This window comes from Leptolyngbya iicbica LK (genome assembly GCF_004212215.1).
GTDB lineage: Bacteria > Cyanobacteriota > Cyanobacteriia > Phormidesmidales > Phormidesmidaceae > Halomicronema > Halomicronema iicbica.
In genome coordinates, this window is record NZ_QVFV01000006.1 from 144278 (window position 1) to 159147 (window position 14870).

5 protein-coding genes are annotated in these 14870 nt (G+C 55.5%); 1 reads left to right on the forward strand and 4 read right to left on the reverse strand.

Annotated elements, in window-relative coordinates; all coding sequences use genetic code 11:
• Nucleotides 1-27: 27 nt before the first annotated feature.
• Both DYY88_RS19320 and DYY88_RS19325 read right to left on the reverse strand, forming a co-directional pair.
• Nucleotides 28-8241: a PAS domain S-box protein gene (locus tag DYY88_RS19320; protein WP_039725491.1), complete on the reverse strand. Its 8214-nt coding sequence runs from the start codon at nucleotides 8239-8241 to the stop codon at nucleotides 28-30.
• A gap of 474 nt (nucleotides 8242-8715) precedes the next feature.
• Nucleotides 8716-11136, reverse strand: coding sequence for a ligase-associated DNA damage response DEXH box helicase (locus tag DYY88_RS19325; RefSeq protein WP_039725492.1), 2421 nt, complete (start codon nucleotides 11134-11136; stop codon nucleotides 8716-8718).
• Between the two features lie 180 nt (nucleotides 11137-11316).
• Here DYY88_RS19325 and DYY88_RS19330 point away from each other — a divergent pair, with 180 nt between their 5' ends.
• Nucleotides 11317-11928, forward strand: a complete 612-nt coding sequence (locus DYY88_RS19330; protein ID WP_039725493.1) for an HAD family hydrolase — start codon at nucleotides 11317-11319, stop codon at nucleotides 11926-11928.
• Nucleotides 11929-11955: 27 nt separating this feature from the next.
• On the opposite strand, the gene DYY88_RS19335 is transcribed toward DYY88_RS19330, so the two are convergent.
• Together DYY88_RS19335 and DYY88_RS19340 are read right to left on the reverse strand one after the other, a co-directional pair.
• Complete coding sequence (locus tag DYY88_RS19335) at nucleotides 11956-12666, reverse strand: FHA domain-containing protein (RefSeq protein WP_052288235.1); 711 nt, start codon at nucleotides 12664-12666, stop codon at nucleotides 11956-11958.
• Between the two features lie 544 nt (nucleotides 12667-13210).
• Nucleotides 13211-14758 (reverse strand): anthranilate synthase component I family protein, encoded by a 1548-nt coding sequence (locus DYY88_RS19340; protein ID WP_039729337.1) that lies wholly within the window; start codon nucleotides 14756-14758, stop codon nucleotides 13211-13213.
• Nucleotides 14759-14870: the final 112 nt, after the last annotated feature.

Genomic DNA, 14870 nt, shown 5'->3' on the forward strand with positions numbered 1-14870 from the left:
CCGATGAATCTGCCCGGGGCGACGAAATCACCCTTGTGCCTCTAATCCAGGAGTGGGTGGGGGTGGTTGCATGGGCAGTGAGAAGTAGATGGTCGTGCCCTGGTCAATCTCACTCTCCGCCCAGATTTCGCCATTGTGCCGATGAATGATGCGATTGACGATCGCCAGCCCGATCCCCGTGCCTTGAAACTCCTCTTGCTTATGCAATCGCTGGAAGGGACTAAAGAGCTTGTCGGCATAGGCCATGTCAAAGCCGACGCCATTGTCGCGGACAAAGCAGGTGCCATCGGGCTGCTGCCCAATGTGGATGCGGGCGGGGGTGCGATCGCGGCTAAATTTCACCGCATTACCGATTAAATTACTGAGCACCTGCTGCAGTAAGGCCGCATCGCCATAAACCGTGGGCAACTCATCGATCGTAATTTCGACATGATCCAACGTTTCATCAGGACCTTCGGTGAGGAGAGCGATAGCCTGCTCTACCAGTGGCCCCAACGGCACGGGGCGGGTACTCATTTCGCGGCGACCGACGCGCGACAGCGTGAGCAACCCATCGATCAGCAGACTCATCTTTTGGCTACTGTTCTCAATGACCTCGATGTAGTGCAGTAGTTTGGCATCGGGCTCGGGGGTAGTAACTGCTAAGCGTTGTTTCAGCGCCGCGATAAAGCCATTGATATGACGCAGGGGAGCCCGCAAGTCATGAGACACCGAATAGGAAAACGACTGTAATTCTTGGTTAGTGGCTGCGAGTTGCTCGGCTTGGTGCTCTAACGCCCGCTGCGCTTCCACGAGGTCCGTAATGTCGCGAGAAGTGCCGATCAGGGCGTAGACTTCGCCATCGGGACGTTTGAGGGGAATTTTGTAGGTGTCTAAATGCACCAGACCGTTGGGGGTTTGGATCGCTTCCTCCAGGTGCAAAATCTCTCCCGTTTGAAAGACCTGCTGATTTTGGGCCTCATAGATGCGGGCTTGGTCAGAGCTGAAGCATTCATAAATGGTTTTGCCCTCAAAGTCTTGGCGTTGGGTTAATTGGGCAAACTCTGCCACCACCTGATTACCGAAGGTCATCGTATGGGTGCGATCGACCACAAAAATTTGATCGGGCAGGGCATTCATCAAGGTAATCAGTTCAGCGGTTCGCAGTTCTACGAGCTCTTCTAAGTGTTGATTCTGGTCGGCTAGCACTTGATTCAAGCGTCGCACCTCCTCTTCGGCGCGGCGGCGTTCGTCAATATCGCGGATCAGAACGAGTGCTTCATTCTCCGTAAAGGGCACAATTCTCGACTCTTCCCACCGGAGGTTGCCATCAATCTCGAGTTGATATTCAAACACCTCGATTTGTTGGGTGGCGATCGCCCGTTTTACCTGGGCGATACGCTGATTGGCCAAGTGAATGGGCAAAAAGTCGCGGAGATTCTGGCCAATGGCTTGTGACTTAGGTAACAACGCCGGAAATTCGGGGGGATGGTGAACATCCAAACACCTGCCCTCGACGCTGATCCGGGTGAACATATCGGGCAGTGCATCCACAATGGCCCGGTTGAGGGTTTCGCTGTGTCGCAAAGCCGCTTCGGCTCGTTTGCGATCGTCAATATCGCGCACCAGCACCAAGACCTCATCATTGGGCATCGGCACCACCCGTGCCTCTTCCCAAAGCAACACGCCATCAATGGGTAACTGATATTCATAGAGTTGTACTTCCCCGGTGGTCAATGCCCGCTCAACCGCCTGCATCCGTTCGGCAGCCACATCGGGGGTGAGGGTGTCTTGCACCAAGCGGCCCACATGTCGCTCTTTGGGACACACCACAGAAAAATAACTGGGATATTGCATGTCGAGGCACAGGCCATCGCGGCGCATCCGAATGAGCAAATCAGGCAATGCGGCCAAAATGGCGCGGTTGAGGGCTTCACTGGCCTGTAAGGCCGTTTGCGTGGCGACTTGCTCCGTTACATCGACAATCACCCCATCCCAAAGGTAATCACCATTCGCTTCTTGCTCTGGCCGCGCTAACATTTGGAACCATTTTAGTTGTCCAGAGGGTTCGATAACGCGGTAATCAGCTTTGAATGAGGTGAGGGTTTGGGCCGAGTGCGATAGCGTCTCTCTCAACCGGGGTCGATCATCTGGATGGATCAAATTCCAAGCGACTGAGATATCAGCGATCACCGCTTCGGGTTCAATCTCCCACAGTTCTCGACAGGCGGCACTGAGATAGCTAAAGCGATCGCTCCCGTCAGCACTGCGGTGATAGCGATAGATAATCCCTGGTGTATTGTCGGCCAGTCGCTGAAACCGAGCTTGGCTAGCACTCAGATCGGCTTCAGCTTGTCTGAGATCGGTGACATCGACGGCAACTCCATCCCAGGTATATTCGCCGTCGGGGTGAGCTTCTCCTCGGGCCACCGTCTGTATCCATTTCACTTTGCCGGAGGGCGTGATGATGCGATATTCGTGCAGCCAGGTGGTGCCTTGGGCGATCGCCGTCGCAATGGAAGCCTTGAACACTTCGAGATCGTCAGGATGAATCATGGCCCAAGCGTGGCTGGAGTCAGCACAAATCGCCTCGGGTTCGTATTCCCACAGGTCGGCACTGCCAGGACTGACATAGCTAAAGCGATCGCTGCCATCGGGATATTGGTGATAGCGATAAATCATACCCGGCATGTTGGCCGCTAACCGCTGAAAGCGAGCCTCACTTTGGCGAAGGGCATCTTCGGCGCGGCGGCGCTCAGTGACATCGACCCCAACCCCCCAGGCCCCAATCTCAGGAATCGGGAACAGATCGGAAACATTGGACCAGGAAATGATGCGCTCACTGCCATCTTTGCAGGTGATTAGCCATTCCCAATCACGGTAGTTGTTGCCCTGCTCTTGCCAGCGGGTGAACATGATTTGGCGATACTCGGCGTTGGGATAAAAGACCTTCAGAGCTTCGGGATTATTCACTACTTCGGCTGCGCTATAACCCGTAACCCGCTCACATTCCTGATTCCACAAAGTCAACAGACCATTGTCATCCATGGCGTCTAACAAGACGGGCATATGGTCGAGAATTTTGCGCCAGTTCGCTTCGTTGGCTTGGAGTGCCTGGTGCGCCCGCTGCCGTTCAAGTTCAGCACTGGCGCGAGCGGCAAAGATGCGCAACAAGGTGACGGCATTGTCTAAATGCTGAATCGGCTCGCTATGGAGGAGGCAGATTTCCCCTAGCGGTTGGCCGTGGGTGTCGGTGAGGATGACGCCGATATAGCTCTCAGCATTAAGGGCGACCAAATCTGGGTCATCGGGGAAAGCGGCCTGCACCCCTTGCGGACAGCAGTAAAAGCCCTGCTGCAAAGTGAGATCGCAGGGAGTATTGGCCCGTTGATAAGTCATGTCGGCTTGCTGTCGTTGGTGACTCCAAAACACCAGGGTGCTCAGGGTGTCGGCATCGTCATCTAGCTGATTGATAAACACATGATCGACCCCCAAAGTGTCGGCCAGCTGACGAGCCAGCGCCGGGAAGTAAGCTTCTCCAGTCACCGACGCGGTGCCTTCAACCACGCTCCGCAGCGATCGCTCCGCCAACACTTGTTCCGTCACGTCCTTATACACCGTGGTCAAAAAGGCAGGCTGAGTTTGGTCGCCCTGCACCGCCGTCACCACCAATTGCATATGCCGCACGGAACCATCGGCACAGATAAAACGCAGATCAATCTCTTGGGCGGTCACTTCACCCCGGATCACCCCGTCCATCATGTGCATGTCATGGGCCAAGTCGTCAGGATGGGTGATTTTGTCGAAATGCTCGCCGATCAATGCTTCCGCAGGGTAGCCCACCAATTGACAAAACGCAGGGTTGACTTTGATGTAGGTGCCATCGAGGGCGAGTTGCGTCATCCCGACCGCTGATTGTTCAAAAATGGATTGAAAGACGCGCTCACTCCAGCGTTGGGCGGTTTCTGCTGCGACGCGATCGCTCACCTCGCGACAATTCACCACAATGCCCTGAATGTTGGGGTCATCGAGCAAACTGTTAGCCACCACCTCAAAGTAATGCCATTGCGGCTCCGACTGGTGACGCACCCGGCACTGAAAGACCGGTTGGGGAAGGCCTGGCTGCACGATCGCGGCGGCCCGCACGGCGGCAATCACGGGCCAATCTTCTGCCGCGACCAACCGCAGGACGGATCGGCCTTGCAGATCAGCCGGGTCATAGTTCAGCAATCGAGTGATGGAGGGCGTGACGTACTGGATGCGGCCCCGGCGATCGAGCAGCATCACGACATCCGAGGCATTTTCTGTCAGACGGCGATAATAATGCTCTTGCTGGCGGAGGGCGGCTTCGGCCTGTTGGCGTTGGTAGGCATTGGCAAAGAGATCACCCACAATTTGGAGCAGCGCGATCTCGTTTTCTGACCAGGTTTTGGTCTGGGTTAAGGCAAAGCCAATATGCCCCAACAGCCGCTGGTGGTGATACATCGGCACCACGGCGAGCGATCGCGTGCCCATCATGGTCATCGCTTGGCGTTCGTTAGCCGCCTCAGGGGGCAGGTGCTCCACATCATTAATCGTCATGATGGATTGCTGCCGCAACTGCTCCATCCACCAGGGCACCTGAGTTTTCGCGACCTGCTGCCACGCGGCGGGAATAGGCTCAAGACTGGCAATGTGCCACTGACTATAGAGCTGACTCTGCTGGCCATCCGGCGAAGACAGGTAAACGTAGCTGCGGTGCGCCCCAGTGGCTTCGGCAATGGCCTTGAGGGCTTTGTGCATACCCGCTGCCAACTGATCATTCGGCAAGTTGACAAACTCAGTGGATAACCGGCTCAGTAAACGCTCAAAGGTGAGGCGATCGCGCAATTCCTGCTCCAAAGCCTTTTGCGGTCGATGATCGCGGGCAATGGTGGAAAGCAGCTGCACTTCACCATTGTCATTACGATGGGCCGTCACCGTTTGCAAAATGGGAATTTCGGTGCCGTCAGCAGCTAAGAGAGCGGTTTCTCCCTGCCAGGTACCTTGGGCGATCGCGGTCGGCATCGCTTCTTGAAACAGTAATTGCGACGCCCATTGCGGATGATAGTTGCGAATGTGGTTGGCAGCAGTCGGTGGCAAATATTGGGTGACGAACTGAGTCAACGCCGGATTGCAATAAACAACCTCACCCGTGGGGCGCGCCATGCCAACAAAATCGGGAGTCGCTTCCAGAATTTCTAACAGTTGCTGCTGCTGCAACTCACTCTCTTTGAGAGAGGTCAAATCGCGAATGCTGGTAACGATGCCCGTGATCGCCTCGCCGTCGACCCGATAGGGCGTTAGGGTAATGCTCCGAAAGCGTCGCCCCAGATGCGGAAACTCGAACCAGCGATCGTAGTGGATGGTTTCGCCTTGCAGGCAGCGATCTAGCAAAGGTTTGAGGCGATGATCAAATGCCGCCTGGCCTAATACCTCGGCCACAGTTTGGCCCAAAATGGGTTGGCCGTTGTAGCCGTACCAACTGCGATAGGTCTCATTAATGACCTGATAGCGATACTCGGCGTCGAGCAGGCAAATGGCGTCGTTGGCGGCTTCGACCATGTGGGCATAACGCTGGAGCGATCGCTTGGCCAGCACCCGTTCGGTAACATCCTCGTAGCAGCAAAAGATGCCCATCACGTCACCCTGGGGGGTGACCAACGGCGATTTGATGGTCGAGACCCAGCGCTGGTAACCATCGGCATAGGTTTGCGCACATTCGTTAAAGGCGATCGCTTGACCGGCGTCCATTATCCGCCGATCCCGTTCGAGAAATAATTCCACCGATTCCGGAGAAAAGACACCGAAATCATGGTCGGTTTTGCCAATTAACTGACTGGGATGATCGACACCCATGTCTTGGGCAAAGACCTGATTACACCCTAAAAAACGCCCTTCATAATCCTTCCAAAAGACCCGCTGGGGCAGGTGGTCAAACACCATTTGCAACAGCGATTTAGATGCTTGCAAATCGAGTTCGGCCTGTTTGCGATCGCTAATATCCACATGGGAGCCAACAAAGCGTATCGGTTCACCTGCGTCGTTAAAAATGGCGCGGCCTCGCGACAAAATCCAGATATACTCACCCGACTTGTGCCGCAAGCGATATTCCGCTTCATAGGTGTCGCTTTGGCCCTGCAAGTGGGCTTGCATCAGAGCATTGACCGGCTCAAAATCTTCGGGATGCACCCGCGATCGCCAAACTTCGCGATCATTTTCCAGCTCGTCATCGGCATATCCCAATAACTCTTTCCAGCGCGGCGAATAAAAGACTTGATCATCGGCAATCTGCCAGTCCCAGATGCCTTCATTACTCCCGGCGATCGCGAGTTGCCAGCGTTCCTCACTCGCTTGCAGGGCGAGCTTGGCCTGCCGTCGCTCGGTGATATTTTGCCCCAGCGACAAGATGGAAATGATCGCTCCGTCGGCATCGCGCAGCACGGAGTTAGACCATTCACAAAACAGCTCCTGCCCATCGCGGTGAACGTGGTGAATCACCACAGTGGGCGGATGAGTAGGTGATTGTAATAAATCAGTAATGTGGTCAGTCCAAAGGGCTTGCTCACCAGCCGCAAAAATCGTTAATTCGCTCACCTGACGACCCACCATTTCGGCTTCTGACCAGCCAAAGAAAGCGGTCGCTTGGGGTGACCAGTGCTCAATCTGATGGTCAGCATTCCACTCAATGACCGCGAGGGGTGAATTGCGAATATGCAGCTGCAACCGTTGGGCCATTTGGTCGAGGCGATCGCGGGCTTGCTTCAGCGTGGTCAGATCGCGCACGCAGGTGATCACCCCACCAATGTCACCGTTCGCTTCGGTGTAGGGCACGTAGGCAATGCTGATAAAGCGCTCGACGTTTTGGCTGGGGTTAAACAGCCATTCTTCAAAAAATTGGGAGTGGCCCGCTAGCGCTGCGTCAAATCTTGGTTTGGCCACCGTGGCAAAAAAATCTTCCCCAAAGAGGTCAAGCAGGTGTATACCTTGTAAATCAGCCCCCTGGTTAAACCAATCGCGATAAGCCGCATTGCTCAGCCGATAGCGATAATCTGTCCCCAGTAAGCAAACGGCATCGGGCATAGCCGCGATCGTGCGCTCGTATTGGCGCAGATGCGCTTCGTTTTGCTTGGTCGGGGTGATGTCGGTGGCGATGCCTGCCATTTTGGCGGGTTGCCCCACCGCATCCAAAATGATGAAGCCGCGATCGCGCACCCAGCGAATCTCGCCATCGGGCAGTTGCAACCGATATTCCAGATCAAAATTTTCGCCCCGAGTAATGCAGGCTTGGATGCTCGCGGTGGCGCGATCGCGATCGTCTGGGTGAATGCGCTCTAAAAAAGCGGCAGGATTGTCGGCGACCGCGGCACGGGGCAACTGCCAAAGCCGCTCAAACGCTGGATTCACATACAAACTGCGCCGCGTTTGCACGTCAGTTAACCAAAACACATCTTCCAGATTTTCAGCCAACAGGCGAAACCGCTCTTCGGATTGGCGCAACGCCATTGTCACCTCGGTCTGGGCCGTGATGTCGCGAGTCATCCCCACCACCTGCACCGGTTGCCCCGCCGCATCTAGTACCGGAAAGCTGCGCTGCAATAGCCACTTGGTTTGTCCCGAGGGCAGTTGAATGCGATACTCCAGTTCGCTGGGTCGGGGATTGGTGAACAGCACCTCAAGGTATTGCGTGAATGCTGGGCGATCGTCCTCATGAACTCGCGCCAGCAATGCCGTCACATCATCGGCGATCGCCGTGATCGGCAAGTCCCACATCGCCTCAAAGTTGGGGCTGTTGTAGATGACACACCGCGTTTGGACATCATTAATCCAAAACACGTCTTCAATGGTCTCGGTCAACAGTTGAAAGCGTTCTTCGGCGCTCTGGGCCGCTGGAGACAGTAGTGTACAGTCGCTCACGCTGATCACATAGGCCGGCGGTTGGTTCGGCGTCATCTCCCACCGACTGACGGCCACTTGCCCCTCGACCACCGCCCCCTGTGCCGTGGCAAACGGCAGGCGCTCCGTTTCAAGACCCTGGAGGGGGGCGTCACGTTCTACCAACGCCGCCACCCGCGATCGCCCCGCCACCGTCAAAAAGTCACGCCACGGTTTGCCAATGACCTGCGATCGCTCATAGCCCAGCCAAGCCAGCCAGTGATCAGTCACCGCCGTTAGTCGCCCCGCCGCGTCCATCGCCTGCAACAATGCCGGAACCTGATCGTGAAAAGGGCGATCGCACGTCATGACGACTCCATCTCTCAAAGCAAGTGTTCAGCACCGCCCCCGAACCAACAACCACCGGGACAGCCCACCTTGGCTACAGCATGCCCCACTTCTCCCTCCGATGACCGCTTTCTCCCACGAGTCTTAACGCCCGCGCCCTCTGTGCTTATCCTTAACTCCTTGCCGCGTGTCAGCATTCTTGTTGGATAGCCATCCTGGCCGTCCGCATTTGCAGATCAAGTTGTACAGATGTCGTTGTGAGCGCGATCGGTGAGGGCGGCAGACTGGAAGTCTACCCGACAGGCGATCAATAAGACTTCAACCGACAGAACATCGCGATCGCCAACAACACTCCCCCCAACTTCACCGCCATCCGTTTTCTGAGCCCCCCGCCAAAATTCGCTCCCCCCGCTCTCCCACTCACCTCACCCACCCCACCGACTTCACCGAATCCACTCACACCCCCTACCCCCCACCCAGCCACCCCACCACTCCCTACTTCCTACCCCACTGCTGCTTCAACCGCTCCACCCGTTCCAGCAGACTCTCATTCGTCATCCGCGTGCCCAACCGCTCCACCAACAGCGGAAACGCGAACGGAGCCGGACGCGACGTTTCCTGCCACACCACCTGAAGCTGACTCAGCTTTTCCAGCAACTTCGCCAGCCGATGAGTCTCCAACTGTTCCGCCAGCACTTCCCGCTCCGCCTGCTTCAGCAGCAAATTATCCGGCTCATATTTGCTGAACACCTCGTACAGCAGCGAAGAACTCACCTGCAACTGCGCCGACGTTTTGCGCGAACCGGGATAGCCCTTAAACACCAGCCCCGCCACCTGCGCCACCCCACGAAACTTGCGCTGGGTCAGCTCCGAAATATTCAAGCTCGCCTTCACATCCGCTTCCAGATCCTCCCGGCTGAAAAATTCATCCGAAAACAAGTCCTGAAACGGATAACCCTTAGGAGCCAAAATCTCAAACCCGTAATCATTTACCGAAATCGTGAACGTGGCGCTTTTTTGCCGCGCAAACCGATAGCCCCACAAAAAGCCCAGCCCCTCATGGACAAACCGCCCCTCAAAGGGAAACACATAGAGATGCTGCCCCTCTCGTGTTTTGCAACACTCCACCAGCAGCTCATCCGTCGTGGGAATGTGGGAGAGCCGCGCCTGGGTTTCCAAAATCGGGGCGATGCAGTGAATCTCGCGGTTCCAGTCGCCCGGTTGCCGCACAAACTCCACCTCTTGCCGCAGATGGGTGCTCAACGTGTCCGAGATGGCGAGTTGTCCCCCGCCCCAGGTGGGCGTCACGGTGGATTGGCGGCGCGTGTTCTTCACATACACCACCATGTCCTTCATTTGAAAGAACTCCAACTGCCGCCCCGCAAAGAAAAACACATCCCCCGGTTTCAGCCGTGAGACAAAATTTTCCTCCACGGTGCCAATTTCGCGGCGGTTGGTGTACATGAGTTTGACCGCCTGATTGCCCGTGATGGTGCCAATACCCATGCGGTGCATCCGCGTGATTTTGGGGTCGGTGACGCGGTAGCGATCGCCCTCCCACCCCACCTTCTGATAGCGGGGATACGCCCCCAAACACTTGCCTCCTTTCTCCACAAACTCCACCACCCACTGAAACTCTTCATCCGTGAGGTGCTGATAGGCCACGGTTTGGCGAATCGCCGCCAAGGTTGTTTCCGGGTTAAAGCCATCGCCACAGGCTAATGTCACCAAATGCTGCACCAGCACGTCATAGGGCTGGTCACGCGGTCGCCGGGTTTCGATCGCTCCCGCCGCCAGCCCCCGCCGAAACGCCGAAATCTCCAACAGCTCCAGCGCATTGGTCGGCAAAAAGAACACCTCCGAGGTGCCCTGGGGAACATGGGCCGATCGCCCCGCCCGCTGCAACAGTCTCGCCAGATTCTTGGCACTGCCAATCTGCACCACCCGTTCGACAGGCTGGAAGTCCACCCCCAAATCCAGCGACGAGGTACAGACCACCCACTTGATGTCGCCCGCTTTCACCCCCGCCTCGATCGCTTCCCGTTCCTGCTTATCAATGGAACCGTGGTGCAGCGCAATCTCGTCCTCATGGTCGGGCACCGCAAACTGCAATGCCTGAAACCACCGCTCTGCCTGGTTGCGCGTGTTGGTAAAAATCAGCGTGGATTTTTCAATATCCAGCGCCGCCACTAACGCCTCAAACATCCGCAACCCCAAATGCCCCGCCCAGGGGAAGCTGTCCACAGATTCGGGCAAAATGCTCTGAATCACCGTCTCACGGAGAATATCCGCTTGAATAATCGTGGGCGCGGTGCCCAAACCCACGGCAGTTTGCGCCGCTTCCGGCAAATTGCCCAGGGTGGCCGATACCGCCCAGGTGCGCGCCTCCGGCACCAGTTCCCGCAGGCGAGAGAGGGCCAGTTCCGTTTGGGTGCCGCGTTTGGAACTCATGAGTTCGTGCCACTCATCCAGCACCACACACCGCAAAGATTGAAACCGCTTCTGACTGTCCTTGTACGACAGCATCACCGACAGCGACTCCGGCGTGGTGATCAGCACATCGGGCATCTTTTTGAGCTGCCGCGATTTTTTGTGGAAGCTGGTATCCCCCGTGCGTGACTCGATCGCCACCGCCCAGCCCATCTCCTCCACCGGACGGCGAATGGACTGCTCAATATCTCGCGACAGAGCCCGCAACGGCGTGATGTAGAGCAGTTGCAATCCCTTACCCGGCGTCTCCAACATTTCCGCCAGCGGTCCCATAACAGCGGCGTAGGTTTTGCCCGACCCCGTCGGCACCTGAATCAGCCCGCTCTGTCCGGCTAAGTAAGCCTCCCACGCTTGTTGCTGAAAGCGCAGCGGTTGCCAGCCCTGCCGCGCAAACCAATCGATGATGGGGGTGAGTCGAATATCCATGCCCCCATCATTACGAATTTGTGGGGGCCTTGGCTAGCGCGATCGTTCAGGGGACGCACCCTTGGCAAGGGTGCGTCCCCTCGGGTGCGTCCCCTCCGTCCATCTCCTCAGCGGCCAATAGCCAGTAATCTGGAGTTTGACGAAACATCTCACAACATCAATTACAGGAGCCGCGATCGCATGATTACGCACATCATTTCAGATATGGGCGGCGTACTCGTTGCGCTGGAATGGAGCGAGCGCGTCAGTGGCTTGTTGGGGCGATCGGTGCCCATTGATGAGCTGCACCACTTGTGGATCAACGCCCGCAGCACCGTCGATTTTGAATCGGGCCGTATCGACTTCGATACCTTTGCCCAAAATTTCATCCAAGAATTCGACCTGCAAATTTCTCCTGAACAAGTGCAGCACGAGTTTTTAGAGTTTGTGCAAGCGCCCATGCCTGGGTGTGATGAGATTCTGGAGGAACTGAAGCAGCAGTACCATCTGTCACTGCTCTCCAATACCAATCCCGCCCATTATGAGCGGTTGCGCGATCGCTACGATTTCTACGCGCCCTTTGAGCAGGTATTCCTCTCCCACGAAATTGGTGTCATGAAACCCGACCCGGCAATCTTCCACCACGTTTTAGCGAAGCTGGAGATCGCCCCTGAAAATGCAGCCTTTTTTGATGACGGTGCGCGGAATGTGACGGCAGCGCAAACGGTTGGCATCCACGCCTATCAGGTGCATTCTCCCCAAGAGTTGGGGGCGATCGTCGAGACTTTCGAGACTCCCGCCCTGAATCCTTAACCGACGTTGAACCAATGACCTACTGGTCTAATCTTGGGGAAATTCCGGTCCATTCATGAAATGCAGGGTTTGCTCTAGATTCGGCGGCAGAGGTTCTTGGACATGGGTGGGCGTCTCCAACGATTCGTCCTCCATTGGCGCAGTGGGCGGCACAGCGGCTTCACTAATCAGCCGCAGGACATCTGGGGAGGGCTCGCCCACGCGGCGAAACTCAGCACCAGTAAAGAAACCAAAGTTCATGCTGCCCAGGCGAATGAGGTCACCATCTTTCAAAATGTAGTTCTGCCGAATCCGCACACCATTGACGTAGGTTCCGTTAGTGCTGTCCAAGTCATACAACACAAAGCCACAGGTGCTGTCGTAACGAATGGCCGCGTGGCAACGAGAGAGGCGGCGATCGCGAATCGGTAAAGAAGATTGATTGGGATCGCGCCCAAACGTCCAAATTTGGTTATTGAGATGCGGTTGCAGAAAGATCTGTGAACGGTCCTCTGAAACATTCGTTATGAGCAAAGCTTGCTTATCCGTAACCAGCCCCAACACGTAAGAAAAATTACCGGGATGCACCGGCATTTGTTTGTCCACCGTTGCTAAATTGAGAATCTCGTTTAGCAGGGCTGGATTTTGCTCATACAAACGCTTAAAAGTCTGAAACAAATTCAAACTTGTCTGAATGCTTTCCGTGGAAACATCCATATGAGAGAGGGCATATTCACTCAATACTTTGGGATCAAACATGTTCTCCCGTCAGGTTTCAATCAAACATTTGCTCAGGTATTCTGATGCCATTTAGCTTTTGGCAAGCAACGCTGGCACAGACTTAGCGTTTAGACAGCCTTGAGCGACGACACATCGCTGATATCTTTGACATCAGGCTCAATCATGGAACAACCCAATTAAAGTCGCGAGCTCAGTTTCGGCCCATAAAGTTCCTGGTAACACCACAGTTGATCCAGATATCAACAGTGTACCCACCTACCTAACTGATGTCCCAGCCCATCCGAAACAGCCTATGCTGCATGGCTCATCTTCCGGTCTCGTCAGGCGTATTCACACGAGCGATCAGCAAGTCAGTAAATCGCTTCGCCACTGTTTAATAGTTGTATTTTATACATTTAATGCTTTCGTGTGGACTCTGATTTTGAAGCTTCTGTATGTTTGTAATGCCCGAAAATCAAGCCAGCATCAACTTCTTCATATACAGACTGGGTGAAATCTGGGTAATGTAGCAGATGCGCAATTACACGGTTGGTGGATGCAACGAATGTATGCTGTCAGTCGCTTAGTGTGCTTTGCCTTGTAGGCTCCGAATCGCTGTGAGCATGCCTTGCGATTTATTCAAAGTTTCCTGAAATTCGGACTCAGGCACTGAGTCAGCGACTAAACCAGCGCCCGCTTGCACACTCACCTGATGCCGTCCCGGTTGCTCAGGGCGCACAATCATCGTGCGAATGGTGATAGCCGTATTGAGCTGGCCCTCAAAGTCATAGTAGCCATAGACTCCAGAGTAGGGGCCTCGGTGGTCTGGTTCGAGTTCATGGATAATCTGCATGGCACGAATTTTGGGGGCGCCACTGACGGTGCCGGCGGGAAAACAGGCTTTGAGCAAGTCCCAGGCGGTTTTATCCGGGGCGAGTTGACCAATGACATTACTGACAATGTGCATGACGTGGGAGTAGCGCTCAATCACCATCAATTCATCAACTTTGACGGTGCCACTCGTGCAAACGCGACCGAGGTCATTGCGCCCCAAATCCACCAGCATGACGTGTTCGGCAATCTCTTTCGGGTCGGCGAGTAGATCGGCAGCATAGTCGGCATCGGCGGCTACCGTTTGTCCGCGGGGACGGGTGCCCGCAATGGGGCGCACGGTAGCAATTTTACTGCCCGGTGCTTGCGGGTCGTTTTCTGCTTTCACCATCACTTCCGGGCTAGAGCCGATGAGCTGCCAGTCTTGGAAGTGAAAATAGGCCATATAGGGGGAAGGATTGACCAACCGGAGCGAGCGGTACAGGTCAAAGGGATTGCCTTCATAAGTCGTCGACAGGCGCTGCGACACCACCACCTGAAAAATATCGCCTGCTCGAATGTAGTCCTTGGCCTGGCGGACTGCGTCACAAAATTCGGCCTGGGTCCGATTACTTTGATAGTTCAGGGGCACTGCCTGGGTCTGGGCTCCAGGTGGATGCCATTGGGTGAGGGGAGCCAACCCTTGGAGAGGGGCAGTGAGCTTTTGCACCAGGGTTTGAATGCGATCGCACGCCGCCTCATACGCTGCCGCCAAATCGCGTCCCGGTTGGCGCAAATCGGCATAGGCAATCACCCACATTTTGCGCTTCACTTGATCAAAAATCAGCAGGCTATCTACCTGCATCCACAAACCATCCGGCAAGTCGGCCTCAGCACGGTCATACACCGGTACCGTGGGCTCAATCCACTGGATAAGTTCATAGCCCCAAAAACCAAATAGTCCCCCAATCCCTGGCGGCAGCTCAGGCAGCTTGACTGGCTGATAGGGCGCTAAACAGTTCGGCAAGATCGTGAACGGATCACCGCTGTAGGCTTTCACCGTGCCGTCGCGAAATGTCTGGGTGGTGGTTTCGCCTCGGGTCTCCAGCACCCAGAGCGGGTCGCAGCCTAAAAGGCTATAGCGTCCTAAGGTTTCTCCCCCTTCCACCGATTCCAACAAAAAGCTGTAGGGAGCGGTGGCGCACACTTTGTGCCAGGCCGAGACGGGGGTATCCAAATCTGCTGCCAACTCTTGATATACCGGGATGAAGTTGCCTTGAGTGGCTAAGGTTTGGAACTGCTCGAAGGAAGGTGAAACCATGGAAGCGGCGATGAAAAACTGGATAAAGACAGGACCGCGATCGCAGTCAGCCGATAACAAAACAGGGTATAGCAATGCTACACCCCGTTAAGTCTGATTGATTTATAAAGAC